Genomic DNA, 26,064 nt, shown 5'->3' on the forward strand with positions numbered 1-26,064 from the left:
AGCTGTCGCGCTGATTCTGCAGCGCCACCCGCATGGGGCGGATGCGCCGCACATCTTCGTGCTCGCGCAGCTGTACCTCGGTGGCGATGAAGTCGTACAGCGCTTTACGTGGGTTTGGTGTTGATGCCGACGCCGGATTGAGCCATGTGCGGGCGGAGTGCCGATGTTGCAGTGAGCCGCCCCGACGCTCCCAGAGACGGCTCCATTGTTGGCGGAGCCGTACCTTCCGGTGGCTCACGAGAACGTCGGCGGCGTGGCTCACTTTCCGATCGGCGCCAACAGTCAGGAAGTCCGACCGGCCACGCTGCTTGACGCCCTCCACTGGGGGCTTTGAGAAAGGTCACGAGCGCGTCACACATGCCTGAGAGCATCTCCGGCTTGGTTTCACCACGCAACGGCATTCCCAATGAGTGTTTCCCTGCTGGTCGATGGCTCATCATCGGCAGACCCCCAAACCCGCAGGCCCGCTCCGACGCAGCCCTTTCAGGCGCGCTTTCTCGCCCTGCAAGACATCCCGTCGCTGCTGCGCCTGGAAGCCCGCCAATGGAGCCCTGAGCAAGCAGCCGATGAGCCATCACTGCGGCAGCGTATCCTCACCTACCCCGGTTTGTGCGTGGGCAGCTTTTGTAGCCACACCGGCGAGGCCGTGTCGTCGCTGTTCATGCGGCCCATTCACCGCGACGATCTGGGCCGTATGCGGCAATGGGCCGATGTGGCCGATCTGGGCTCGGCCACATTCGAGAGCACCCGCAGCCTGCTTGGCATCAGCCTGACCAGCGTGGACCCGCGAGGTGCCTGGGGGATGATCCAGTTTTTCTGGCCCCACGCGCTGAAGCAAGGCTGGCGCGACATCTATCTCGGCTCACCCATTCCTGGCTTGAAGCAGGCCATGCTGAGCGACCCGCAACTCACGGTTCAACACTATGTTCTGCAGCGCAAACGCGGCCTACCGCGCGACCCGCAATTGCGCTATTACCACCGCATGGGATTTCGCCATCTCGTGGCCCTCAAATCAGACTATTTTCCACACCCCTCGTCTTTGAACTACGGCGTTCTGCTGCGCGGTGTGATTCCGCTGGCCTGGTTGTGGCCACTGTGGCGCCTGTTGCCGTGGAGCGCGTTGCGGTCGATGTCTCGCACAGTCGAGGGCGTCTTGTGAAGGCCATGGCAACGCTCTGTTCAAACAACGCCCACGCCGTCTGGTGGAACGACGGCCACGCGCTGCGCACCCGGCTGCTGGTTGCGCTGTCGCTGATGCTCCCCAGCGCCGAGCAGTTATTGCTTGCGACCACCACCGAGTGGTTCGCGTCCGACGCGGTCGCACCCTCCGCGCGAGAGCGGTTGCACCAGAAGGTCAGATGACCTGATCTCTGCAGACCGGCGCTTTGCGACCGCGGGCCGAGAACATCTTACGCGTCAACAACTTAAGGACAGCTGATCGGTCTGCAGGCTGTGTTCGCCCTCACCCCCGGCGAAAAAGTGCCGCGGCTGCCCGGCAGCCGCCTGCTGTTCGAGAACGGCGTGCCCATTGCCGTGCAAAGCGGCGGCGAGGTGCACTACCTGACGCCGCTGGACGCCGGCGCGCAGTGGGACGTGACGAACCTGCTGATCCGCAAGCACCGGCCGGACAGCTATGTCGAGACGCCGGTACGGCGGCAGTAGGCTCGGCCAGCGCGAACTCGTCATTGGCCGCGGTGCGCTGGGACGGTCGATGTCCGCGGCAGACCTGTTTGCAGACGTTCAACCTCGGGCAGCTGAATGACGCCGGCTGCGCAAAGCTGACCTACGCGGCCGTTCTCGGCGAACGACCGGTCCACCCACAACTTGACCTTCGCCGACTCCGTCTGGGAGAACCGAGTTCGGCGACAGTGTTCGTTCGGCGCTCACAACCGAGGAGCGTGCCGAGAGCGCGTGTGAACGACTGCATCCGAAAGTCGCGAGCTCGCGGTATCGACCCATTGCAGCCGGTGGCAGCTTTTTCAGTGAACGACCGGTCCACCTTGGAACCTGACCTCCGGCGACGAGGCCAAGAAAGTGCGTGACGGTGACAGCGGTCGTTCGCGCTGGCGACCGACGATCGCGACAATTTCGGGGCGGCGACCGGCTGCATCCAATGATCACGAACTGGCGCTGCCGCCCCATAGGCGACATTCGCTTGACTCGATTGGTCGCCGCAAAGCCGCCATCCCCGCTGATTCGTGTGCCTTCTCCATCGCAGTGTTGGCTTCAGGACAGCGGACGGGCGGAGCCGCTCGCTGTCCTGAATCTACGGTTCAGCCACTGGTTCAGCCACCGTGCCACGCTGAAGTAATCACGGGCAGAAGTGTCTGCTGATAGTCTGAAGGCAACGTCGTTTGGCCGGCTCCCGGCGGCGCAAAGGCTGCCATCGCGTCGACCAAGCTATCACGTCACTGTCGAGCAACACCTTGCCATCACCCGCTGTTTTGAACTGCTCTACGTGGTGGTATGTGCCGGAGTACCAGTCGGCAATTGTGATGGTGTCTGAAGTTCCAATCAGGTTGAGTTGAAGGTCGTTGCCTACATGTCTGGACCACAACTGATCCGACGAGACCTCAGAACCAAGACTCAGCGTGTCGCCGTAGTAGTTCGGACCGCTCTCGACGATCGAGTCCTGGCCATCGCCGCGGTTGAACACGTAGGTGTCGCCGTAGTATGAGCCGTTGCTCACGTCGTTACCGGCACCGCCGATGAAGGTGGATCCACCGCCATGGTAGTCGGCGTTGAGGGTGTCGTTACCCGCACCGCCGTCGAGCGTGTCGCCACCGCCCACCGCGTTCAGCGTGTCGTTGCCGGCACCGCCGCGCAGCACGTCGGCAAAGGCACTCACGCCGGTGGAGCACGTCGTTCGCATCGGTGCCGAAGACCTCCAGCGCCTGTGCGTTGACCTGAGCGCTGCTCCACGTCGTGCCGTCGGCAAACTTCACCTGCTCGATCTGGTTGTAGCCCGAGCTGTTGTTGAACCAGTTCTTCACCGTGATCTGATCGCTGCTGTTGGCCAGCTTGAAGATCAGGTCTGAGCCTGAGCGTACTGCGCTCACGTCAGAGGCCGCGATGTCGGCGCCGAAGTTCAGCGTGTCGCCGTAGTAGTTCGGACCGCTCTCAACGATCGTGTCCTGGCCATCGCCGCGGCATGGCCTAAGGGCCATGGCAGCGCGATCACGAGAGGAGCCGCCGGGAACCTACTAGAACCCAGTCAGGGTTCTATTGCCCTGGATGAGGTAGTTCTTGTACGGAGTCGCCTTCGCATAGCAATCATCGGAGAACCTGGTGGTAAACGGCGTGCCAACCCAATTCGTGAAGCTATACACCTCTTTCACAGGAGCGTGGGCCGGCAATGCAATGACTTTGTACCCTCCCTTAAAAAAAACGTACCCGCAAACCATGTGATTCGCACCATTGCCGGTAACGAATCTCACAGTTGCCTTGTGGTGCGTAGCGGCTTGAACCTGCATGGCAGCGAAGGCGGGAACGAAGGCGGCGGAAATAACGATAAGACGCTTGATCAGTTTGCTCATTTCGTGCTCCAAAGTTGCTTGATGATTGATTTCGACCACGCTGATTGGACTTGCGACTAAAGGCATGTCTTCGTCGTTTCAATAGGTGTATTGGTGGCGACAGATTCAGTTTGCTCTCGCCCACCCGGGCCGAGGGGGTCTCGTTGCGAAGTTATGTACGCGAATGCGAAGGCGGGGCACTACCCGGCGCTGCCTTGCAGCCAGGGGTGACACAGAGCCTGGTTGCTCTCAACTCGTTGCGGGTTTCCTGAACGAGCGAATTCGTCTGCAAGGCGCGCCGATGCTGGGTTTTGCCGACCGATACTCGAGGCGTCCAGAATCCGACCGTTTGGACTGTCGAAGTGCAGAGAACCCAGCAATGGCAATGGATACGACGAGTTTGACGCTCGAGCAGTTCGAGCATTTGTCTTGCCGCACCAAGTGTGGACTCGCACGGCGCAGCTTTTCCGCGACCAGGGGGTTGCGCTTCTCAAGCACCGTCGCAGCCTGCAGGAAGAAGCGGCGCATCACGTCGCCGCGGCTTAACGTGCAGAAATTTCCGTTTCTTGAGGGCACCCCGGCTCTGTCGGCCAACACCTCGATCACCTCGCTCGACCTGAGCGGCAACAACATCTGGGCTGTGGGAAGGCAGGCCCTCGAAGCAGTCCGCCATCGATTTCAAACGCTGCTACTTTGACGGCAGTCTCCCAGTCAACAGGCGCGGCCATGCTCTTCGCAGGCGTGGTGGCCGGCCAACTTGCGCTGCCCATCATCGCCCGGGAGCGGCCCGTCAGCTCTGGCCAGCAGCCCTCCGCGGCGATTACGGGGTACTCAGGCAACTGGCACGGTGAGTAACGATATGCTGCCATCTCTTTGGAGTTTCACTTGCATTCGTGTTCAAACAGATCGCTGGCCGCCGCCTGCCTCGCCGTCCTTCTGCACAGCGTTTCTCTCTCCGCACACGCACACGTCGTCTGCACTCTCGTTACAGACGCAGAGTCGCACAGGGAGATTGTGCGAACCGGCGATTGCACCACGCGGGTGACGCCCGCCTCCACCTTCAAGATCGCGATTAGCCTGATGGGTTTCGATGCCGGGGTACTGGAAGACGCGCATGCGCCCGTCTTCGAGCATCAGGCGGGCGAGCCAGACTGGGGTGGCGAGAACTGGCTGCAGCCTACGGATCCGGCGCACTGGTTTCATTACTCCGTGGTCTGGTATTCACAGCGAGTCACGCGCGCGCTCGGCGCGATCCGCGTGCAGCAATACGTCGACCTCTTTGACTATGGCAATCGCGACATGGCCGGTGATCCGCTGCATCCCGACGGTCTCATGCATGCCTGGATCGACTCGTCGCTGCGCATCTCGCCGCGCGAGCAGGTGACATTTCTGGAAAAGTTGGTGAACGGTCGACTGCCGGTTGCCACCTCCGCCTTCGCGCGTACAAGTGAGATCACAGAGGTCGTGCGGCGGCAGGACGGTTGGATCGTTCATGGCAAGACGGGTACCGGATTTCCGACGACCGCGCTCGGCCACGACGATGTTGTACACGGATGGGGCTGGTTCGTCGGCTGGGCCACGAAAGCGGGCCGAACGCGCGTGTTCGCCCGGCTGATTCAGGACGACGAGCAGCAAGACGGCGGAGCGGGCCTCCGTGCGCGCGACGCGTTCCTCAAGGAGTTACCGGCTTGGCTGAGTACTCCGGTGCGCGGGGACGAGGAGATGGGAGCACCGCGGGACGCCCACTGAGGATGATGGCGGCTCGGTATCTGCAAGAGCCGGCGTAGCAGCGGCCCTACCGGTCAGCCGCAGGCCTCGGCGTCGGTCCCGGCGTGCAGCCCTCCTGGTCGAACAAGGCAGCACGGCCACAGACCGAGGAGAGCATCTGGGGGCTGTGATGTCCGATACCGGGCACCTCCAAAAGCCGTTGCGTCCATTCACCGTGTGGGCGCGACGACAGGTAGGAAAAGTAGCGAGTTCCCCTGTCGAAACGGGTGGCTCCCTGGGCCTCGGCCGCACATGAGCAGTCGAGTTGATAGTGCGCTGGATCGTTGTCGGATGTCCCGAGCAAATAGACGACATCGCGCGCAAGGAGTCGCGCTCGAGTGCCTGCGGATCGACCGGTTGGGAGACGTAGGAAGGCGGGCCGCCGTCGAGCCCGTACTCCCAGCGGTTCGCCTTTGGGCAAGGTATCGTCGTTCCATCGGTGCGCCGGTTTACATCGATCGGTCGGTCGGACGTGAAATAGAGGTAGGAAGACGGGTTGGCGACCACATAGCGCAGGTGCACTCCCTGCCGCAGCAACGGCCCCTGTCCGTGCCCGACCGCGGCGTAGCGCTGCACCAGTTGGCCGCCTGAGGAGTGCCCCGCGATCACTACCGCGCGCAGCCCGATGAACAAGTGTCGATCCGCCAGACGCGTCAGGATAGCGTCGAGCACATCGAAGGAGCTAATGGGCGCCGGACCACATGCGTCGTATCCCAGCTTCCAGTCATTCGGCCCCCAACGCAAGGTGGCGTTTGACAGATGGTGTGCGTCGATGTCGGCCTGGATCAGGAACTGCGGTGTGATGAGAATGGCATCGTCCGCCGATGCTTCTCAGCAGACGCCGACCGAAACGAATTCGCAATTCGGGGCCGTGTGCGACCTTCCCCCAGATTCGTTTTGGCAACAGGTGACCATCGGTCGTCGAAGCACGTTTCGTGCGCTCAGTATTTCAATTGCGGGCTTGTGGCATCAGACAACGGCATGTATGGTGGTCCTCTATACAGCTACGTGAAATCAGATGCGAGCGGAAAAGACGGTATCGATCAGCTTCAGAGTCACTCCGGAGTTCAAGCAATTGCTCGAGGTCGCCGCTGCTCGCGAGCAGCGCAGCCTCACCAACCTGTTGGAGAAGTTGCTGTTCGACCACTGTCGCCAGCTCGGGGTTCTGCCGATGGAGCCAGCGACCAGGAAGACAACAAAGGAGGGGACGCGATGAGCGCCCGTCAACTACTGAGCCAGCTGCTCGACTACGTGCTGGAGCAAGACAAGGACATCGACCCCCGCGGCTTCAAGCTGTCGACCCACAAGGGCTTCATCAAAGGCAAGTCTGACCTGCAGGGACTGCCTGGCGTCGATTTCGACATCAAGGTCGAAGGCGACCACACCTGGCTGCGGATTGCGCGGCTTGAGGCGCAGTCACCACCCGTCCTGTCCGATGACCGGTGGAAGGACGTCATTGTCGTCAGCGACGACCCAAACGGACCGGCACCTCGCATTGACGAAGCGGTCCTCAAACAACGGCTGACGCAGGCGCTGCAGTCGAAGCCAGCGCCTGAGAGCGCGACTGAGAGGCAGGCTTTCGAGGCTCAGTTCCGCGCAACCGTGCAGCGCTTGATCGCCGACTACGTCCCGCTCTGGACCGCTTGGGCTGAAGGCGAGAAACCCCGTCGCAAAACCATCAGCCTGTACGGCGACCTGTTCGCCATCAAGCACCAGCTGGAATCAGAAGAGACAGCCAAGCCTCACGAGTTGGTGTGGGGCATTGGCGTGGCTGCATGGAAGCTGAGCTACGAAGAGCGCACCAGCACTTCGATGGTCGACTTCCAGTATCCGCTGCTCACCCAGGCCGTCGAACTCGCGCTGGACGAGAAAACGCTGGCAATCGAACTGCGACCGCGCGCCGTGGACCCTCAGTTCGAGTTCGATGCTTTCGCCGCGTGTGTCCTTCCGAGCACGGCTGACGTCGAGAAGGCGGCCCGAGACGCGCTGACACGGAGCGCCGACAGGCCCGTGAACCCGTTCGACCCGGGAAGCTACGAACACTTGCTCAAGCTCATTGCCGGCAATCTTCACAACAAGGGACGATTCACGCCAGACGCAACGGCATTTCCCTCTCCCGGCGACGACCTTCTGATTTCGGATGCGTGGGTCATCCTCGCGCGGCCGCGGTCGAACAACTACCTGCACGAAGACATCGAGCGCCTGAAAGGACGTCTCGGTGCCGGCGTTGAAATCCCGCTGGGTCCGCTGGCTCTCGTGACGCCGCCAGCAGACGAAGCCGTGGGCTACGAGGCAGTGACTTTCCGAGGACTGTCGGGAATCTCGGGCGGAACCGGCGGCAACGGAGAAGTTCGGGAGCTGTTCTTTCCGCTTCCGTACAACCACGAGCAAGTGACCATCGTCGAGCAGCTCGAACGCTCGAACGGTGTCGCAGTGCAAGGGCCACCAGGAACCGGCAAGACCCACACCATCGCGAACATCGTCTGTCACTACTTGGCGACAGGTCGGAAGGTGCTCGTCACCGCGAAGGGTGAACAGGCGCTCGAGGTGCTGCAGTCCAAGATTCCAAAGGAGGTGCAGCCGCTGACGGTTGCGCTGCTGTCGGGCGACCGCGAAGGCATGCGCCAGTTCCAGTCCTCCATCGAAGCCATCATTCACAACGTTTCGCAGCTGAATCCCGAGGTGGTGCGCGAGCAGATTCGCATCGACCACAGCGCCATCGAGCGCGCGCACGTGGAGCTCTCCACCATCGACAGGCGAGTCGATGAAATCGCCAATTCGCAGCTCTCGGACATGGAAGTCGATGGCATCGAGATGCGGGCGCAAAAGATGGCCGAACTGGTCCTTGCCGGCGCCGAGAAGCACGCGTGGTTTGAGGACGAACTCTCGCTCGACCCCGCCCATGCCCCCCCGCTGAACGGCGCTGAGGCTGCGCAGTTGCGGGAAGCGCGACGCCGCCTCGGCAAGGACTTGGCCTATGCGTCATCACGCATTCCGTCGAGCGCGGCCCTGCTTCCTGCTTCCGATGTAGGGCGCCTGCACGAAGTCTTGGTGGGCATGCGCGACATTGAAGCGGCAGAAGCCAATGGCGGCCTGCTCGCATTGCTGGCGGCAACGCCCGAGGTGCTGGCCGAAGCGCGAAAGATGCTCGCCCAAATCGAGGCCGCAACGGCGTTGGCGAAGGAGCTTGAGGATACCGGCGACGCTTGGACCGCTGAGCTTCGGAAGAAGTGTGGTCAGCCTTCTTTCGTCAGCGAACGGCAGGCGCTGGAGGCCCTGTTCGGCGAGATTGACTCTCTCATCCAAGCGCGTGCCGAGTTTCTGAAGCGACCGGTCGAAGTTCCCGAACCCGCGCTTGCGTCGTTGAAGGCGCGAGAAGCCGTCGGGCGCGCGGCCCAGTCCGGCAAGCCGTTCGGACTGATGAGCTTCGGCGGTGGCGACGTGAAGGAGCAGGTCGGCGCCATCAAGGTGGCAGGGCTTTCGCCGGCGTCGGCTGACGACTGGAAGCACGTTCAGCGTTACACCCGCCTTCACGAGCAGGTGCTCTCCTTCAGCGTCCGCTGGAACGAGTTCGCTGAGCTGTTGTCCGTACCCAAGGTGAAGGGCGGCGTCGCATCGTTGCGCCAAATCGAACTGGTGTCGGTCGATGCGCGCAAGGCGCATCGGCTCGCCACCGACCATGACGCACATTTGCCGGCACTTGCGGAACGTGTCTTCGCAAAGCCGCCTGTCCAACAACTCCGCGGTACATCCACGCAGCTCAACGAGGTCCGGCAACACCTGCGCAGTCATTTGACCCGCGCGGAACTGGCTCAAGCGGCAACGCAGCTCGCCACTTTGCAGGAAAAGCTCGCCGGCACGGCCGGACCGATTTCCGTTCTGCTGCGCAAGTTCGTTGAGCGTGAACTTGGCAGCAACACGGTGCAGGTCGAGCGCATCGTCGCGGGGTACGCCGAACTGGTGAGCGAAGTCCGCCGCGTTGAAGGACTCGTCCACGACGTAGGCGTCGTCAACGAGCTCGCCGCACGACTGGAACGGGCTGGTGGTGCGAAGTTGGCGGCCAGGGTTCGCAGCGAGGCGGTGAGCTCGTCCGGTGAGGATGCAGCGTTCCCTGTCAGCTGGCGAGACGCGTGGAACTGGGCCCGCGTGAAAGCACACCTAGAGACCATCGAGGCGCGCGAAGAGTTGCGCACGTTGGCCGCACGCCGGCGCGACCTAGAAGCGGGCCTCGCACGGCTGTACGAGGACCTGGTGTCGAAAGCAGCGTGGCTGTCGACGAAGCTGGGTGCTTCGCCCAAGGTGCTGTCCGCCCTCGAGACCTACCGAACAGCAGTGCGCCGAATTGGCCAAGGAACAGGCCCGAACGCCACCCGACATCGGCGGGATGCGCAGAAGGCCATGAACGATGCCCAAGGTGCCGTGCCCTGCTGGGTCATGAGCCATGCCAAGGTGTCGGAAACGCTCCCGGCGCAGCTCGGATGCTTCGACCTGGTCATCGTCGACGAGGCCAGCCAGTCGGACCTGTGGGCACTGCCCGCAGTGCTGCGCGGCAAGAAGATTCTGGTTGTTGGCGATGACAAGCAGGTCTCGCCGGACGGTGGTTTCATCTCTTCGGTACGCATTCAGGAGCTGAAGGACCGCTTCCTCGGCGACCAGCCGTACTCGGCAGTTCTGACGCCGGAAAAATCTCTGTACGACATCGCTTCCACGGTGTTCGCAGCGCAGAAGGTCATGCTACGCGAGCACTTCCGCTGCGTGCCACCCATCATCGCGTACAGCAACACCTTCTACGACGGCTTCATCCAGCCGCTGCGTATTCCGAAGGCTTCCGAGCGCATTGACCCGCCGCTTGTCGACATCCACGTATCGGGCGGCATGCGCGGCGTGAAGGACGAGAACCAGAGCGAGGCGCTGGCGATTGCCGAGGAAATCGAGGCGCTTCTGTCCGACCCGAAGTTCGCCGGTCGCACGATCGGCGTCGTCTCCTTGCTGGGCCCAGAACAGGCCAAGCGCATCGACGCGCTGGTTCGTTCGCGAGTCGACGCGATGGAGCTGATGCGCCGGCGATTTGACTGCGGTGACGCGCGGCTGTTTCAGGGGAGCGAACGCGACATCATGTTCTTGTCGATGGTGGCAGACCCGACCAACTGCCGGGCACTGTCAGGGAACATGTTTGAACAACGCTTCAACGTGGCCGCGAGCCGAGCGCGGGACCGCATGTACCTTGTGCGTTCGGTCCAGCTCACGGACCTCTCGCACCTGGACCTTCGGCGTGGACTGTTGTCGCACTTCAGCAAGCCGATGGATGGCAGCGTCGACGAGGCCAAGAGCCTCATTGATGAGTGCGAATCTGGGTTCGAAAAGGACGTGTACACGGCGCTTTTCAGCCGGGGCTACCGCGTCGTGCCGCAGGTCAAGGCGGGCTCGTTCCGAATCGACATGGTCGTCGAAGGCACGGACGACGCGCGGCTCGCCATCGAGTGCGACGGCGACGAGTTCCATGGGCCTGACCGCTGGGCGGCCGACATGAGCCGCCAACGCGTCTTGGAGCGCGCAGGATGGACGTTCTGGCGCTGCTTCGCATCCACTTGGTCAATGCGCAAGGACGACGTGCTGCAGGAGTTGCTCGACCGCCTGACGGCGATGGGCATCGAGCCGCTTGGCGCTATCGAGCGCGCGCCGTCCCTGGTCGAGTACCGCCCTTGGTCGCCCAAGGGGTCCAAAGACAAGGTCAACGATGACGCCATTGATGCGCTTGAGGCTGTAATCTCGGATTCCACTTAAGTCAGAGGCTGCAGAGGTTCGAGGGTGCAACTATTGATGAGCACAGGCCGGCTCCCGGCGCTGGTCACCGTGGCCGTCATGTCAATTGCAACTCGGCGGGGATCGCGACCTCATGGTCCTCGCCATGCAGAGCCGATCCGGACGCATCCGCCGTGAGGATTTCGCTGCTCGCCTCAGGGAACAGTGACCGCACGACCGGGAGCAGATGCTCTTGGTGGGTCAGGAAGATGACCTGAGTCTTGGCAGCCAGCGCATGCAGAGCCTGCAGGCCCGCCGCCGAGCGGGCATCGTCAAAGTTGATGAACAGATCGTCCGCGATGAACGGCACCGGCGTCCCCTGATCCGCCTGGAGTTCCAGCGCAGCGATCCGTAGCGCGAGGAACAACTGGTCCCGTGTGCCATCACTCAGGCCTGAGACCTTGACCGCCTGGTTCTCTGGCCGATACGCCAATAGCGCAGGCGGTGTCGACTCGTAGTCGACACGAAGCTTCTCGAACGAACCTCTGGTGAGACCCTGGAAGATCGCGCTCGCGCGCTGCAGGAGCGGGCCCTGTTTTCGATCCCGGTATCGGTCGACGGCCCACTGCAGCAGCGTGCCCGCCGTAGCGAGGTGGAGGTACTCCTCGGCAGCCTCCGCCATCTCCGAGAGTGCCTCCTGCTTCTGCGATTCAGCGACCGCGGCCTTGGCGCCACCATCGATCGGGTCGAACCCCTGCTTCGCCTTGAGTTCGTCCTGCGCCAGGACCACCATCGATTGGGCGAGATGCTCCAGCCGATCCCGGATGGTCAGCATGCGTTCCTCAGCATGAGCGACCGGATGGTCGGCGAGTCCGGCACGCGCCTGCTCCAGCGTCATGCCGTCGGCCGATGCTTCCAGTTCGGCTCGCACACCTTTCAGCTCAGCGAGAAGCTCGCTCTTCTTCTCCGCACGGTCGACGAGTGGCACAGCATCCAGGGGATCCTCGACCTCTGCGCAGCGCATCAGCGGCTGCAGTCGCGCCTTTGCCTGATCCAGCGCCGTCCTGGCCTCGGAGAGCTGGCGCTCGGCGCCATCGAGCGATTCCTGGGCCTGATCCTTCCTTAGCGATTGACGCTTGGCCTGTTCCAACCGCGCCCCCAGGGTGCGTGACAGGGCCTCGGGGTTCGCTCCCTGTTGGTCCGGCACCAATGCATCGACGAGCCCTTCGGCGACTTGTTGAAGCGCCTGCAGATCCGCCTCCATGGGCTGGATACGCTCAGCCCGGTGGGCATCGATCCGGCCGAGGCTCTGCCGAATGAACGCCGCCGCTTCAATGGCCGCCTCGGCTTCCGAAACGTCGTCGACCTGGTTGCCGAGATGTGCCTTCACGAGGAGCTCGTTCCACCTCGAGCCCCAGTCGTCGACGGCCTTGCCCTTAGCCTCTCTCATCATCGCAGCGGTCTTCAGCGCGGTGTCCGCCGCTCGGATCTGCTGCACCACTGTCTCGCGTCTGGTGCGCGTCCTGTCGACCTTCTGAAGATGTTCTTCGATCGCTGCACACATGGCGGCGAGACCGGAAGCGACCGGCGTCTCAAACCCCGCCTTCGTCAGCGCCTCGCTCACCGTTTGCTGCGCCTTCGCGGCGCACTCGCACTCGTGGGCAAGCTCTTGACGCTTCTGCTCCAAGGTGTCTGCCGCCAGCAGCGCCTTGTCTCGCTTCGCAAGCCACTGGGAAAGGTCGTCCAACAAGAGACCGGCAAGCCCCAGGGCGCTCGCCTGAGCTTCCCATTGCGCATTGACGCGGGAGAGTTCCCCCTCGCGCTCTTCGAGCACGCGCCGCTCGCGACCTTCGTCGCTGAGTGCCACCTCCAGTTGGTCTCTCATCGACTGAAGGCTGGCACCATCGGCCTCCGAAAGCGTGTGAGCGTCGACCAGTTGATCGGCCAGCCGAAGCGTGGCGTCGAGCCGCGGTGCACCGACAGCCAACGTGTGAACGCCGGACTTGATCGCGCCCCATGCTTCGTCGCGCTCTTGGCGCGCCCCGTGAACATCCGTTGACGTGACGATCTTGTGGGATCTTGCGAATTGGTTGATCCTGAGTTCGAGCTGCGACGCGCTTTCGGCGTGTTGCTCCATCAGCTGACGAGCCACGTCGCGCGCTTGCGCGATGCCCTGGCGCTCCGATCGCATAGCGGACACTCGCTCCGGCGATGGCACCTGCATCGTCCGTAGGTCGTCCTCAGTAAAGGCTGGTCGGCCCAATGCCACCATGTTGCGCTGCGCCTCGGCCAGCGCCGTAGCGACCGCGCCGCGCAGCCCGTCTTGCCGGGCCTCGCTGGCCTTGTAGGGTAGCGCCTGCTCCAATGCTTCGACCAGGCGCGGATCGGCATCGCGCTCAGGAAGCTCTTCCAACTCCTTGCGCAATTCGTCGAGGGCTGCAATGCGGTCCCGCTCGCCATCCTCGGCGGCTCGCTTGTCGGCGAGCAAGGCACCTCTCTCCTTGAGCAGCGAGTCAATCGCCCGCAGAATCCTCTCTTGCGGAAGCCGCGAGCGCAACATGTCTTCTGCATCGCCACACCCGAACTCGACACCACGCTCGATCGCCGCCGCAAGCCAGTGACTGGCCTCCGAACGGCGGAGCACGATGTCTGCAGCATGGCTCTCGTATAGGGCGCACAGTCGGCTCAGGCGGTCAATTCCGCTCGCATGGGCCAGCGCGTCAGCGTCAACCTCGACTGCATCGAGTTGTTCCTGACGATCGCTCACGTCGCGCTCACGCGTCTTGACGAGGCTGATGGCCTTCTCCATGTCGGCGATACCCGTCGCCAGCGTCTTCCTGGCGCCTGCGGGAAAGTCTCGCGTGTCGCCGAGCACGTCAATGTCCGACTGAAGACGATCGAGGCGCGTGACGATCGGTGCCAGGCGGCGCGATCGCTCCCATGCAGATCGTTCCAGTTCGAGCGCGCGATGTTCACGACGTACGGTCTCCAGGTTTTCCTGGGCCGACTTCAGCGCATCGCGCGCGTCCACCCATTCGCGGGTTCGAACCTGAACGTCCTTGAGCACCTTCTGCGCGCTCGTGAACCGTTCGGAGGCGCCCGAGTACCGGTTGTTGCGCCCACGGCTCGTGAAAATGTTCGCAGCGCGCTCGCCGAGCGCGTCGCGCACCGCGGCGAAGTCATCCAGACCGGAGGCTGCCTGGAACAGAATCTGGCTGACCGAGTTGCGGGGGTCGACGATGCTCTGCCCGCCATGCAAAAGCCGCGCATGGTCCAGGCAGTGCATCTGCTCGAAGACCTCTCTCGTCAGCGCACCCAGTCCGACATCGAGATAGCTGTCGGGCAGCGGGTCACCTGCCATGGAACGTAGTGATTTTTGCTGCTTCGTTCGCACGAAGTCGCGCGGGCCCGCCGCCGTCTCGAGCACGCCAGACACGCGCAGGTCGGCTTGCGCATGCTTGAAGCCCAGGGGCGACCGGAGTTCCATTCCGAACAGCAATTCGGTGATGGCCCGGCGTACCGTGGACTTCCCCGCCTCGTTGGGCCCAACGATGACGTGGAAGTCATGGGATGACTGCGGAAATCGCAGGTGATGGTCGGTGAACCGACCGTAAGCGAGGAGTCCAAGTTCGCAGAGCCTCATGGCGCCCCCGGCGCGCTCAGCTGCGCGAGCAAAGCGGGCGCCACCTGCTTCACAAGGTCGCCGAGGCGCCCCTCTCTTGCCAGGGCCAGCAATGGCGCGTCGTCCCTGACGTCGCCAGAGACCTTGTTGAGGAACGGCTGGATCTCGCCGAGTAGTTCCCGCAGGAAGTCGGCGTCCTCACCGGCCTCGAACAGGATCGATTGCAGGTCGGCGAGGGCCTCTCGGGTTTCGTCGGCGCCATCGATCGTGAACTCGGGCGAGGTGGCAATCTTCACCTTCTCGATCCAAAGCCGATCTGCATCCACGGCCACCGCCTGTGCCAGGACTTGAGCCCGGGTCGCAGCGGCATTGCCCATCAGTGCGCCGTGCAGCCGGGTCTTGCCCTGCAGCACAACACGCACCGCGCGCGGCGTATCGTCGGCGCCGATCAGTCGCGAGAGGCCTTGGCCTACCCGACGCGAGACATCATCAACGGTCGCGCAGCCGTCCGCGTCGACGGTCAATACCTCCCAGCGCAGCACGTCCAGGAAGAGCCGGTCGACCACCGTGTGGCCGTCGTCATCGACCGTTACGGAGACGGCGCCCTTGCGCCCGGTTTCGCGGACATGGCGCCCCTGCAGATTGCCGGGGAACACGATGGTCGATGCACCGTCCCAACGCTGGAACTCGTGCACGTGCCCGAGCGCCCAGTAGTCGTAGCCCTTCGCATGGAGCTCTGCGACCTTGCACGGTGCATAGTTCGGGTGCGCCACGTAGCCCTCCATGGCGGTATGCAGCACGCCGATGTTGTAGTGGCCGTTGACCCGAGCCCCGTAGGCGGCCGCCAAGTTGTCCTCCACAACCCGGTGGGCGAAGCTTTGGCCGTGGAGGGCCACCTGCAGGTCGTCAATCCGGAACACATGCGGCGAGCGTGACGGAAACACCGTAACGTTGTCCGGCAGTACGAGCTTCTTCGTCATCTCGCTCTCTGCGTCATGGTTTCCGTGCAGGAGGAAGGCGCGAATTCCGGCCTTGGCCAAGCGCGCCATCTGCGCGACGAAGAACAGGCCTGTGTTGTAGTCGCGCCAGTCGCCGTCGTACAGATCGCCAGCGAGCACGAGGAACGAAACGTCATCCTCGATGGCACGCGTCACGAGTTCCTTGAACGCCTCGCGGGAGGCGCTGCGCAGCCTGTCGGCCGGCGCGCTCTCGTAGGCGGACAAGCCGCGCAGCGGGCTGTCTAGGTGGATGTCCGCCGCATGAATGAATCGGAATCCCATCGTCGCACCTCCCGTTGCGAATTGTTTGCGCCATTCGTTCGGACCCTGAAGTCCTGTCCGTCGTGGACAGCCGCAAGCATACGGGCACCCGTGGAGCCATCGGCCCGACGTCTGCTTTCAGGCACCTCATGTGCAGGGATCATCCGACCGGGAATGGGTCGACTACGAACGCACGATCGACGAATGTGGACAACCGGTCTGCCATGACTATGCCGTCATAGCAGTTCGGATGTCAGCAACGTGTCGGCGACCTGACGCTCGAATTTAACCCTCGGCCTTCGCTGGACGGCTATCAACGGTCCTTCGCCGAAGTCCCGCGACCGACGGCTCAAGACTGTCTGCTGCCGTTCGACTCTGGCCTGCCGACTGACGCCTGCTGCCGAAAGATGACCTTGGCGGTTTTCTCGGCGACCGACCGGTCCGCCTCGGAACTTGACGTTCGTCGACCTCGTCGAGCAACTCATCGTTTCACCCCAGCGGGCATCTTTGAGTGTCACCGGCGAGCGGGTGACGATGGCCGCTGAACGGCTGCATACGAAAGTCGCGAACTCGCGCTGCCGACCCGTTGCTGTCCTCCACCCTACCGCCGACGATGACGGCAATGCAGCAGCGTAAGCGGTCATTCGAATTAGTGCGATCTAGCTGCGGTGCACCGTGACCGAACAGCCAGCGTCGGGATTGGTCCGCTCCGCAGCAGTGGTATGTTCCGCTAGCGGACCCGACCGGATGGTCTCGCTTCACTTCGAACCACCACATAGCAAGGGCTGACGCCACCATGTTGCGCAGCCCGTGAGCAAAACATGCCTTTCCCAACATGCAGGTCCGTCATCACGGTCGTGCTGACCTTCGCGGCAGCGACGGCAGCCGCGCAGTCGATTTCTCCGGGTACCTACGTGACGGAAGGTGGCTGGGGGACTCTGATCGTCCACAAAGATGGGCGGTTTCGCATTCAGTCCATCGGGACCAATGGGCATTCGTGTGATGTCGAGGCGGTCCTGAAAGGCATGAAGGCGACGACGTCCGAAGGCTGCTCGATCTTGTTCGAGCGAAGCCTGGATCGGGTGTCCGTCTCTCCGGACGCAAGAACCGAAGAGGCGTGCAGAAACCATTGCGGAATGCGTGCAGGTTTCTCCGGAGACTATTTCGCTGAGGTGTCGGTGTGTCGCGCGCAACCGGTGAATCAAGACCGATCTCGCTTTGCGGGTCTGTACAGGGAACGTAAGTATCGAGAGGCGGTAGAGGTGTTGGGCACCCTTCTGAACCGATGCGGCCGTTTTCTCTATTGGCAGTCGGATGCCGAGGTGCGCAACGATCTTGCCGTCGCTTACCATCACCTCCATGATGACGCCGCCTGCGTTGGCGTGCTGAGCCCGCTAAGGCGCACGTTCGTGGAGGATGAAAGGGTGACCGCACGCGCATTCGCACCGAGCGATGCGGACTGGGGAGAGCAGATGGTGAAGACCACGCGCTTCAATTGGAAGGCGTGCGGCGGCCAGGTGTCTGAAGAAGACAAAACACACGAATGATCGCCTCGTCGTCCGGTTCCGCGGATCTTGGGCGGATGACCGCTCCCGTCCCAAGCGGTCACTCGGGCCTCAATCGCGAAGGGCAGCTCATGGCCGTCAGTGTGAGTTCGCGTCCGCGCCAGGTAGCTGTCTTTCGACGCGACGGCCCGGCCGGCCAAGGGCAGCTTTCAGCAACGATCGGGAATTCACGCTGACGGCCATGTACCGTCGTTCACGAGAGGCTGCTTCGAGGGAGCGAACCCTCACCAGCGGCCCCTTGCGGCTTGTCCCGTCAAACCGGCGCCAACCAATTGGCGCGGCAGCCACCACCTGCCTCAGCCGATCTCTAGCGGGGCAAGCGTCGCGGCTAGACTGCGCTCACTGAGCAGATTCTCTGTGCCAGTTGGATCGCGCTGCAGTTCACAGTAGTGAGGGAGCGGCAATGCACTTGAAGAAGATTGCGGTCGATGAGTCACAGCCACGCACGGCTGCGACTCGCGTGACGGATGCAACTGAGAGCGCCGTTCGGTCCCACGTTTCCGAGACGGTGGGCTTCTTGCGCGGAAAACTTGCACCGGCAGACTCGCCATTGCGGGTACCAGGGTCAACGCGCTACGACCTAATAACAATGGTCGATCAGCAACGCGAACTAGGGACATACGTCCCCTGTACTGCTCAGTTGCGGAATGACAAGGTCATTGCTCAGCATCTGGACCACCTAGTGGGAACATCCTTCGCTACCCGACGCCTTGAAGCCGATGACCTTCTCAAGGAACTGATCTTCTCGATGCTGGACGCAGACGGGCAACTTGAGTATTCAGAGGCGACGTTTCGCGATCGCTGGCAGGACATTGTGATGTTCCTTGAGTCGCAGACATTGCGTTCGATTGCAATCTTCCCGATTCACGGCTTGACTCTCTCAGCGCCGCCCATTCGCATTTGCGAAGGCATTGAACTCGACTACCTTAGCCAGGCTGAAATCGAACGCTGCAATCGTGTGGGTGTACTTCATTCGGTATTTCCGCATCACCCCATAGAGGGTGAGTTCAACGGGACAGCCGGCATCCGCATCACCGGATACGTCCCGAAGGTAGTTCGTGGCGATGGCACCGGCGCAAGTGCATTTCCAGTTGAGGGTGACCGCGGCAAATTTGGAAACCGGCCGCTCCAGCGGGAGGAGCTCTGGGCCGAGGACGTGTTGGTTGCACTGCGCCTTCTCAGGCACACAACGATCCGCTGCAACGGCTACGCCAAATGGGTTGACTCTTTCTGGCTAGATGGGGGAACCAACTACAGCCCTGGCCAGCCAAGACAACATGCCGGTACGTGCAACCTTGGTGAGGCAGATATTCCGGAGGTTCTCAGAGTATGGGAACTTCTCAACCGCAAAGCGGATGATGGTTTTGCATTCAGCCTTCGGCGATTCTCGCAGTCGTTTGAGCGAGCCGATCTGGATGACAGGATTGTCGACCTCGTTATCGCGGGCGAATCTATCTTCGTGGGTGATACGGAGTCCAGTGGGCGCGGTGAGCTGCGGTTCCGATTTGCACTTCGTGCCGCAAAGTTCGTCGATCATCCGATCTATGGCCGGCATGACATGCTTGATGTAATGCAACGAGCGTATGACGCGAGGAGTGCAATCGTCCATGGCGGGCATCCGAACCCGAAGAAGATCTTCCTGCCAGACGACAGACCGGGGACTCCTGGGGCGTTTTCAGACGCTGTTGAACACATCATCCGCCTCGCGATACTGAAGGCGATCGCCATGCCACAAGAGGAACTGGGAATTCATAGCTCAACGTATTGGACGAATCTCTTTCTTGATTCGTGATATCTGGTGCGACGGTCAACCGGGCAGCCATGGCGACGGGGTCCCGTAGCGAAGCGAGGGACGTGGAGAGCCGAGGTCTGCTTTCCGGCTCGCAAGCCAGTGGCTGCAAGTTCCGCTTCGGGTCGGCAGCGACCGCACCAGCCAAAGACCAGCAGACATTCGCTTGGCCTTCGAGTTCGGTCGCCGTCGGGAGCCGGTTGCTCGGCTACCTGAAGCTGACACGGGACCGCACTGGACATCGCGAACGTCAGTAGTACCTTGCTACCGGCCGCTGGTGTCGCGATCTCGTCGGCGCCGGAGCGACCGGTATGCAGCCGAGACCGTGAGTTCAGCGTGTGGCCACCACCGTCCGGATACGCTGCACTGCTGTCGCTGAGCTGGACGCCACGAACGACTGCAACGGGTCGTTTGCCGTCGCTCGTGATCGGCGTCCGAACTCACAGTCTCGGCTCCCTTCCGGTCATTCAGGCCACGCAGGCGAATCCTGCACTCCGGAAATCTTCCTGCCGTTCTCGTCTTCGAGTTCGAGCGTCTGTCTGCGGCCGCCGACCTATGGTTTGCCCAGCCGGCTGATGTCGCGCATCTGGGTGGCGATCGCCTTCATGCCGGTTCCGCCGCCCGTGATCTTGACGACCACTTGCATGGCACCCGGGCTCACTGCCCGGCGAATCTGTTCGCGTACTTCGCTGGCGCTGAGAGGCGGGCCGCCCGCGCTCGCGAGCGGTTGGCCACTTTGCTCCTCGGCCTTCTTCGGCGTCCCGTAGAAAAGCCGCGTGCCCCACTCGCGCAGCATTTCGCTGAGAGCATCAGCATGGGAAGGTTCGTCCAAGTGTTTGCTCCAGACTTGAATTGAACGGCTCGCGCGGAAGTCGCGTCGGGTTGAAAATCATCGTCAGATCACACCTTCGAGACCTATCTCGTCGGCTCGATGTCGCCACGTTTGCGCGACAGGTCCTTCTGCATTTCAGGTGCGCCGAACTGCGTGCCGACGTAGCACACCACGTCCTTGGCCAACTCCCGGTCTGCTGGGTCCACCGACGCAGCCAGGGCTTGCGCAACCCCTTGCCACGCCTCCAACGCATTGCGCCGTCCCAGCTCCAGAGAAGCCTTGCTGCGCATCACAGGTCTGGGCTTGCGGACCTTGCCCGGCTCTGCCGCAAGCCGCCAGATCTGTTGAGTCGCTCGCTGGCCACCTCGGGTCCACGCGTGCGTGGCCACGGCGTTGACACCACGATCTTGAAGGTGGGCGGCGAATTGCTCGCGCCAGCGCCGCAGATCCGCTTTACGCGGATTCAGCCTGACGCCGTCCATTCGTTCCGCACGCACGGCCAGGTGCACGTGCGGCGAGTTCGTGTCTTCGTGCAGCACGAACGCGTACTTGTGACCCTCGAAGTTCTCTTTCGCAAATGCGCGGGCGGAGTCGCGCACGTGCTCCGGCGGCGTTCCCGCTGGCATCGACAGCATGATGTTGAACACCTCGCGTCGATGGCTTTCGTCGGGGATGTAGCTTCCGGCAACTCGCCAGTCGTCGGCGAGAGCAGCGATCGCCTTGGCGCCCACGATCTTGTCGCCGGTCTCGTCTTCGACATCAAGTGTCTGGCCCCGGCCGCCCACCTCGGGCTTGCCTTGGCGACTGATGTAACGCAGATGCGCGGTCACCGCTTTCATGCCGGCTCCGCCGCCGGTGATCTTCACCATCACCTGTTTGGCGTGAGGACGCACCGCGGCGCGCAGCTGCTTGCGCACGGCGGACGCGCTCATTAGCGATGAGGAGCCGATCGCGCCGGCTGCCGCCGCGCCACCTGGGGCTTGCTTGGCCTTCTTGGGCATTCCATAAAAGAGCCGCGTGCCCCATTCCTGAAGCATGGCGTCGGCAATCTTCTGTTGCTGGGTCATTGTTTCTCCCGCTTGGATTTGAGCTTGGGTCGCACTTCGCTGATCACTCGGGCAGCCAGCTCGACGTGGTTGGCGATCAGTTGCACCGATTCCTCAAGTGAAAGTCGCTCGGAGATATTCGTTTTTCCCGGTTCGGCATCGACCGACTTGCAAATCCTGTCGATTTTTCGCCCGATCGTGACGAGGTGGTGATTCGAAATACCCAGCGCGTTCACCGCATCGGCCACTGAGTGCCCGCCGTCGTCGGCGCTCAGATTGATGCCATCGAGCACCGCCCGCAAGGCCGCCGCTCGCGTGCGGAAGGCGCCGCGTTCGGTCAATTCATCGAGCTTGGCGGCGTTCACCTCATCTAGCCAGACCTGGGCGCCGCTGGGCTCGGGCAGCGGCTTGGCTGGTGCTTTCTGGGCTGGCTGCGCGCTCGCATCCCCGAGTTCGCGCACCACCACCTGTCGCAACCAGGTCGATAGCGTCAGCCCCGCAGCCGCGCTCGCCGCGAGCGCCTGCGGCTTCAGGTCACCGAGATCGACGCTGGCGATCGAGCGTGATTTGGTGGGTTCTTTGTCGCGCGGCATGCTCGAAGTGTATGACATTCACACGGCGTAGCCTATCCTGTACTCTTCTCTTCGTCGGGGGTCTATTCGTGCGGAAGTGCGTTGGCGCGCGTTCGTTTTGAGCCGGCACGGGTTGGATGGGCGCTCCAACGCGTTTTCAGGCGTTGCAAAGCAGTGCAGCGACGCTTCTTGCGCGTTGCAAGACGGTCATAATGAGCCTGAGCGCGTTAGCAGACTGCTTTTATTGCGTTGCAATGCGAATTCCGCGCCGCAGGTCCGCTGCGTGCGTCTTACACGGACGGGGCGAATGAAACTGGACGAATTCATGGGCACAGTCACACCGGCCAAGCGCCGCTCCAAGCTGACGCCGCACTTGGCCGACATGCTCAAGCTGCGCGAACAGGGCTACACCCTCGCTCAGGTTTGCGACTTCCTGGCCCGCAATGGCGTGACCACCAGCCCGTCGAACGTGGCGTCATACCTTCACCGCGGCATGGCGCGCGTGCAGCATGCGCCGGCACCCGACTCGACCGGAGTCGACGGGGGCGCCGAGGGCGCAACGCCCTCAACTGCCGCCGTTGCCGCGACAAAGCCGCCTGACCCACCCTCGGGACAGTTCGAATATGGGTCTCACGACCCTCGACGCATCGACGAGGTGCTTCGCAAGCCACCCGACATGGCGGCGCTCGTCAAGCAGGGACGGGCGGCAGCACGCGACAAACGCTCCCCGTGACCCCCCAGGGGCGCCGCCGCAGCGCCCCCCCTCCCCACCCCCTCCCCCCGCATCCAACGAGGAGCCATCGCAGCATTTGCGCGCAGTGCGCCTGCAACGTGACGGAGTTGCTGCGCCTGGGAAACATATGCATATGCCGCGTCGCCTCACGATAAATAGAATAAGCCATGAATATCTAGCTGGCTGATACTCAGGGCAATGGATGATTTATATGTAAATTCAGGTTAATACCACCGAAACAGTTGACTAAAAACGTCATTACTAATATATAATCAGTACCTGATCTAATAATATAGATCACCGTGCCGGGCGGTTTCCTGGCTCCTACTTTGGAGATTGATCTATGAAAGTGTCAGCACACAATCAAGCGACGCATGCGAATGAGCCTGCCGCCCCGGGGACTCGTGGCGAGTTCCGCCTTGGCGATCTCGTATGGACCGCGCACAACGTGCGCAAGACCAAGCGCGACGCAGAGGACATTCGCGCCATGGCGGCATCGATCCACGCGCACGGCGGCGTGATGCAGAACCTGCTCTTGGTCGCCGACATGCGCGACGGCCTCTGGACCGGCAAATACGGTGTGGCAGGTGGGGAAACTCGCCGCCTGGGCTGCTGCTATCTGCGCGATGGCGGCATCTCCGAGGGGGCAGGCTGGTACACCGACGACTTCATGGTGCCTGGGCTGGTGGTGGCCGCGCCCGAGGCCACGGCCTTGAGCGCCACGGAAAACATTTGCCGCACGCCGCTGCACCCTGCCGACGAGTTCGAGGCCTTCAGGGAGCTGTTCGACCAGTGCGGCAGTGTCGAACACGTCGCCGAATTCTTCGCCGTCTCGCCCTTGACCGTCGAGCGCCGTTTGAAGCTGGCGAACGCCTCGCCCAAGATGTTCGATGTGTTCCGCAAGGGCGGCATGACCATCGATCAACTGATGGCACTGTGCCTGGTGGACGACCACAAGCGGCAGGAGTCGGCCTGGAAGGCTGGCGAGGGCTACACGTACATGCGCGGTGCGCAGCAACTGCGCCGGGTCCTTACCGAGGGACAGGTGCACCTGAGCAATCACCGCATCGCCCGATTCGTCGGGGCAGAAGCCTACGAAGCGGCGGGGGGTCACGTGGTCCGCGATCTGTTCAGCGCGCAGTCGAATGACGGCTACGTCAAGGATGGCGAGCTGCTTCAGCGCTTGGCCGCTGAAAAGCTCGATGCCATCGCTGTCACGGTACGCGCCGAGGGCTGGGCGTGGGTCGAAACCAAGGTGGAGTTCGACTATCAGGAGCAATCGCGCTATGGCCGTTGCGACGTTCGCAAGCGTCGCTTGACGAACGATGAGGCGAAGCAGCTCGACGGGTTGCAGAAGCAAGCAACGGCTGCGCGCCGACAATGGGAACTGGCGAGCGAGAACGACGAATCGGACCCTGCCGAAGTCGAGGCACTCGAACGCGTGTCCGACGATCTCGATGCACGCATCGACGCGATTAAAAGCAGTCGGGATTCCGTCGAGGCGTCCATGAAGCCGATTGCCGGCGCAGTCGTGAGCATCGACCACTCGGGCAACGCGGCGGTGCATCGCGGGTTCATCCGGCCGCAAGACCGAAAGGGACTCAAGAAGACCGAGAAGACCAAGCAACAGGCCATGGCGCGCAAGGCAAGCGGCGGCACAGGGGCCGAGGGTGACGACACCGCGCCGTCTATGAGCGAAGACGTGTCGCGCGCCCTCAAGCTGCGGCTTGGCGCTCAACGCACGGCGGCCCTGCAGGTCATGGTGGCGCGCAATGTCCCCTTGGCGCTCGTGTCCCTTGCTCACTCGCTTGTTTCCAAGGTGCTGCACACGGGCCACGACACCCACACCTTGCGAATCTCGGCGCACTCCGTGCGTGATCGCTTGGCGGGCGTCGACGACACCCTGTGCGACAGCCGGGCGTTCCGTGAAATGGACTCGCTGGTGACCGCATGGCACGAACGCCTGCCGCAAGAGAACCTGTTCTCATGGTTGCTTGCCTTGCCGCAAGACGAACTGCTGCAACTGATCGCCGTGTGCACGGCAGCGACGATCAACACGGTCGGCGATCACGCGAGAGAAGCCATGCCCCTGTCTGATGAAGCTGCCGATATGGCGCTTGCGGCAGGCTTGGACATGGCTGACTGGTGGGAACCGATGGCGTCCAACTACTTGGCGAGCGTGTCCAAGGCACAGGCGCTTGACGCAGTGACCGAAGCGGTGTCGAAGCAGGCCGCAGCGCCTCTCGCAAAGCTCCAGAAGGGTGAGTTGGTGGCGCAAGCGCAGGCGCTGATGGCGGGGCGTCGCTGGCTCCCCTCCTTGCTCCGCGCGACGGCCGCGAGGGCCGACAACGCAAGCGCGTGAGCAATTGAAGCAGGGGCCGGCTCCCTCACGCCGCCGGCCCCACCCACAGGAGCAGCCCTACCATTCGGCGCTCATCGAGCATGTGCAACGCAGCCCACCATCGAGATTGGGTCGGAGCATTGATACGGAGATAACTTGAATGGACTACTGGAAACTGGCGGCAGCACTCGCTTGCGCTGCATGCCTCTATTGGCTCTGGCGAACGGCGAAATGCGGCCTGAACAGCAGCGCACAGCGCTGGCTGTTGGCGGCTTGGACTGGCGCCGCGCTGCTGCAAGCGGGCTCGGCTCTTGGGCTTGAAGGCGGCCCGCACTCCGTGATTTCGATCCTGTTCGTCCTCGGGATATGTTGGGCGACACGCGGCCGCATGTGCCTCGTCAGAGGACGGGAGTCGTAGGCCGCTCACCCCCAGCGAAGAAGCTGCTCGCTGCTGCTGGCTGGCTCGTTTCGCGCCCCTGCTTCATCGTCACAACACTACAACCAACGCTTTACCACCGACACGCAAAGACATCCCATATAGACATGCTCAGCGAGTCACCGCTGACCACCGCTCCGGGCGGTTTCCCGGATCCAAGTTTGGAGAAATTCACATGCAAGGTTCGCAGGACTACTACACGTCCGGCCCGGCGCCCTCTCGGGATCGCCTGCAGTTCTTCGTCACACCGCCCGCTCTGGCGGCGCGTGTGTGGGAGCGGTTCAAAGATCGCTCGTTCGACCGCGTCCTCGACGCCTTCTCGGGCACCGGTGCCCTGTGCGATGCGGCGCCCCATGCAAAATGGAATCGGCACCGCGAAATCAAGATGGACTGCATCGAGATCGACGGCGGCAAGCACCCCATCCTGCGCGACAAGGGCCTGACGGTCGTCGGCCTCGACTTCTTCGCGTTCGAGGGCGGCGAGGTTTACAGCCACGTCGTCATGAATCCGCCGTTCTCGCAGGGGGCCCGTGCGGTCCTCAAGGGCTGGGACATGCTGTGGGAAGGCGAGGTCACGGCCATCATCAACGCCGAGACGGTACGCAACCCGTTCAGCGCGGAGCGAGCCCGCCTGGTCAAGCTCATCGAAGAGCATGGCAGCGTCGAGTTCATCGCCGACGCGTTCCAAGGCGTGGACGTCGAGCGCAAGGCTAATGTCGAAATTGCGCTGGTCCACCTCGTGAAGCTGTGAGCGCCGGTCGAGATCCGCTGTTATTTGACGGCGAGGACGCGGTTTTGAGTTTGGTGATGTTGCCCGCGGCCTTGGCCCTGGTGATGCCGAACGA

Annotated in this window: 21 protein-coding genes; 12 read left to right on the forward strand and 9 right to left on the reverse strand. The window is 62.7% G+C overall.

The annotated features are described in order from the left end of the window. Positions 1 to 322 (reverse strand): hypothetical protein (locus AC30NL_RS14570; protein ID WP_489464718.1); only part of this gene is annotated, 322 nt, incomplete at its 3' end. Between the two features lie 84 nt (positions 323 to 406). Here AC30NL_RS14570 and AC30NL_RS14575 point away from each other — a divergent pair. The 3 genes from AC30NL_RS14575 (at position 407) to AC30NL_RS14585 (ending at position 1,662) form a co-directional block, all read left to right on the forward strand. Further along, positions 407 to 1,159 (forward strand): hypothetical protein, encoded by a 753-nt coding sequence (locus AC30NL_RS14575; protein WP_489464719.1) that lies wholly within the window; start codon positions 407 to 409, stop codon positions 1,157 to 1,159. Between the two features lie 5 nt (positions 1,160 to 1,164). After that, positions 1,165 to 1,362 (forward strand): hypothetical protein, encoded by a 198-nt coding sequence (locus AC30NL_RS14580; protein ID WP_489464720.1) that lies wholly within the window; start codon positions 1,165 to 1,167, stop codon positions 1,360 to 1,362. A 90-nt stretch (positions 1,363 to 1,452) separates the two neighbouring features. Next, the gene (locus tag AC30NL_RS14585) at positions 1,453 to 1,662 is read left to right on the forward strand and encodes a hypothetical protein (protein ID WP_489464721.1); all 210 of its coding nucleotides are present in this window, start codon (positions 1,453 to 1,455) and stop codon (positions 1,660 to 1,662) included. Between the two features lie 649 nt (positions 1,663 to 2,311). On the opposite strand, the gene AC30NL_RS14590 is transcribed toward AC30NL_RS14585, so the two are convergent. Genes AC30NL_RS14590 through AC30NL_RS14600 form a run of 3 tightly spaced genes read right to left on the reverse strand, consistent with a single transcriptional unit; the run spans position 2,312 to position 3,536 of the window. After that, entirely contained in the window at positions 2,312 to 2,848 is a 537-nt protein-coding gene (locus tag AC30NL_RS14590) for a calcium-binding protein (protein ID WP_489464722.1), read from the reverse strand. Continuing rightward, complete coding sequence (locus AC30NL_RS14595) at positions 2,754 to 3,167, reverse strand: calcium-binding protein (protein WP_489464723.1); 414 nt, start codon at positions 3,165 to 3,167, stop codon at positions 2,754 to 2,756. Before AC30NL_RS14595 ends, AC30NL_RS14590 begins: the two co-directional genes overlap by 95 nt. Positions 3,168 to 3,203: 36 nt before the next feature. Continuing rightward, the gene (locus tag AC30NL_RS14600) at positions 3,204 to 3,536 is read right to left on the reverse strand and encodes a hypothetical protein (protein ID WP_489464724.1); all 333 of its coding nucleotides are present in this window, start codon (positions 3,534 to 3,536) and stop codon (positions 3,204 to 3,206) included. Between the two features lie 364 nt (positions 3,537 to 3,900). On the opposite strand from AC30NL_RS14600, the gene AC30NL_RS14605 reads away from it, so the two are divergent. The 4 genes from AC30NL_RS14605 (at position 3,901) to AC30NL_RS14620 (ending at position 11,066) form a co-directional block, all read left to right on the forward strand. Further along, on the forward strand, positions 3,901 to 4,212 hold the full coding sequence (locus AC30NL_RS14605) for a hypothetical protein (RefSeq protein WP_489464725.1): 312 nt from the start codon (positions 3,901 to 3,903) through the stop codon (positions 4,210 to 4,212). Positions 4,213 to 4,424: 212 nt separating this feature from the next. Continuing rightward, the gene (blaOXA, locus tag AC30NL_RS14610; protein WP_489464738.1) at positions 4,425 to 5,264 is read left to right on the forward strand and encodes a class D beta-lactamase; all 840 of its coding nucleotides are present in this window, start codon (positions 4,425 to 4,427) and stop codon (positions 5,262 to 5,264) included. Positions 5,265 to 6,300: 1,036 nt separating this feature from the next. Beyond that, positions 6,301 to 6,498: a hypothetical protein gene (locus AC30NL_RS14615; RefSeq protein WP_489464726.1), complete on the forward strand. Its 198-nt coding sequence runs from the start codon at positions 6,301 to 6,303 to the stop codon at positions 6,496 to 6,498. Further along, positions 6,495 to 11,066: an AAA domain-containing protein gene (locus AC30NL_RS14620; RefSeq protein ID WP_489464727.1), complete on the forward strand. Its 4,572-nt coding sequence runs from the start codon at positions 6,495 to 6,497 to the stop codon at positions 11,064 to 11,066. The genes AC30NL_RS14615 and AC30NL_RS14620 overlap by 4 nt, the downstream gene beginning before the upstream one ends. A 76-nt stretch (positions 11,067 to 11,142) precedes the next feature. Here the strand turns inward: AC30NL_RS14620 and AC30NL_RS14625 are convergent, their stop codons facing one another. Further along, positions 11,143 to 14,667 (reverse strand): AAA family ATPase, encoded by a 3,525-nt coding sequence (locus tag AC30NL_RS14625; RefSeq protein ID WP_489464728.1) that lies wholly within the window; start codon positions 14,665 to 14,667, stop codon positions 11,143 to 11,145. Beyond that, positions 14,664 to 15,926, reverse strand: coding sequence for a metallophosphoesterase family protein (locus tag AC30NL_RS14630; RefSeq protein WP_489464729.1), 1,263 nt, complete (start codon positions 15,924 to 15,926; stop codon positions 14,664 to 14,666). The genes AC30NL_RS14625 and AC30NL_RS14630 overlap by 4 nt, the downstream gene beginning before the upstream one ends. Positions 15,927 to 16,726: 800 nt before the next feature. On the opposite strand from AC30NL_RS14630, the gene AC30NL_RS14635 reads away from it, so the two are divergent. Beyond that, on the forward strand, positions 16,727 to 17,452 hold the full coding sequence (locus AC30NL_RS14635; protein WP_489464730.1) for a hypothetical protein: 726 nt from the start codon (positions 16,727 to 16,729) through the stop codon (positions 17,450 to 17,452). A 700-nt stretch (positions 17,453 to 18,152) separates the two neighbouring features. Further along, on the forward strand, positions 18,153 to 19,262 hold the full coding sequence (locus AC30NL_RS14640) for a hypothetical protein (RefSeq protein ID WP_489464731.1): 1,110 nt from the start codon (positions 18,153 to 18,155) through the stop codon (positions 19,260 to 19,262). A gap of 550 nt (positions 19,263 to 19,812) precedes the next feature. On the opposite strand, the gene AC30NL_RS14645 is transcribed toward AC30NL_RS14640, so the two are convergent. The 3 genes from AC30NL_RS14645 to AC30NL_RS14655 form a co-directional block, all read right to left on the reverse strand. After that, positions 19,813 to 20,091 carry a hypothetical protein gene (locus tag AC30NL_RS14645; RefSeq protein WP_489464732.1) on the reverse strand — a complete coding sequence of 93 codons (279 nt, stop codon included), beginning with the start codon at positions 20,089 to 20,091 and terminating at the stop codon, positions 19,813 to 19,815. 83 nt (positions 20,092 to 20,174) lie between these two features. Next, complete coding sequence (locus AC30NL_RS14650) at positions 20,175 to 21,158, reverse strand: relaxase/mobilization nuclease domain-containing protein (RefSeq protein ID WP_489464733.1); 984 nt, start codon at positions 21,156 to 21,158, stop codon at positions 20,175 to 20,177. Then, positions 21,155 to 21,730, reverse strand: a complete 576-nt coding sequence (locus AC30NL_RS14655; RefSeq protein ID WP_489464734.1) for a hypothetical protein — start codon at positions 21,728 to 21,730, stop codon at positions 21,155 to 21,157. The genes AC30NL_RS14650 and AC30NL_RS14655 overlap by 4 nt, the downstream gene beginning before the upstream one ends. A gap of 286 nt (positions 21,731 to 22,016) precedes the next feature. Between AC30NL_RS14655 and AC30NL_RS14660 the strand changes: the two genes are divergently transcribed. The 3 genes from AC30NL_RS14660 to AC30NL_RS14670 all read left to right on the forward strand — a co-directional run bounded on the left by AC30NL_RS14660 (position 22,017) and on the right by AC30NL_RS14670 (position 25,970). Next, a complete protein-coding gene (locus tag AC30NL_RS14660) occupies positions 22,017 to 22,442 on the forward strand; it encodes a hypothetical protein (protein ID WP_489464735.1) in 426 nt (141 codons plus the stop codon). A 343-nt stretch (positions 22,443 to 22,785) separates the two neighbouring features. Then, positions 22,786 to 24,804 carry a ParB/RepB/Spo0J family partition protein gene (locus AC30NL_RS14665; RefSeq protein ID WP_489464736.1) on the forward strand — a complete coding sequence of 673 codons (2,019 nt, stop codon included), beginning with the start codon at positions 22,786 to 22,788 and terminating at the stop codon, positions 24,802 to 24,804. Positions 24,805 to 25,394: 590 nt separating this feature from the next. Next, entirely contained in the window at positions 25,395 to 25,970 is a 576-nt protein-coding gene (locus AC30NL_RS14670) for a hypothetical protein (protein ID WP_489464737.1), read from the forward strand. The last annotated feature ends 94 nt before the right edge of the window (positions 25,971 to 26,064 follow it).

Origin of the sequence: Rhizobacter sp. (assembly GCA_021153565.1) — a bacterium.
Classification (GTDB): domain Bacteria; phylum Pseudomonadota; class Gammaproteobacteria; order Burkholderiales; family Burkholderiaceae_C; genus Albitalea.